A 327-nucleotide genomic window follows, 5' to 3' on the forward strand; every position below is an offset into this window, starting at 1 on the left:
CCAGTTCATACCGGAAGGCAGATTTTTCAAGCCATGGATCTCATCTGAGAAGCACAGATTGCAACTGGCGGCACGTGTGACGCCACCGCTATACATGCGGTAACGCTGATCCCGCATCATATTTCGCAATACCAGCAAACTCCAGGGTTTGTCTGCATTTTTGTCGTAGGCAATTTCGGAAAACGGTATCCGGTATTCGGCACTCCAGCCATCATCCTGTATTGCCGTCGCCACCTGGTAATCATAGTCCGGGGCAGTATCGTCGCCCGTCATATCCGAGTACATGCCATCCATAATCGCGCCACGCGCATTGACATAAAACACTTG

At 51.1% G+C, this 327-nt stretch carries 1 protein-coding gene; it reads right to left on the bottom strand.

The features are described from left to right. The coding region (locus KDM89_RS21045) for a DOMON domain-containing protein (protein ID WP_212689768.1) at positions 1 to 327 on the bottom strand (327 nt) is incomplete at both ends.

This window comes from Cognatundibacterium luofuense, from assembly GCF_018139685.1.
Taxonomy (GTDB): domain Bacteria; phylum Pseudomonadota; class Gammaproteobacteria; order Burkholderiales; family Burkholderiaceae_D; genus Undibacterium; species Undibacterium luofuense.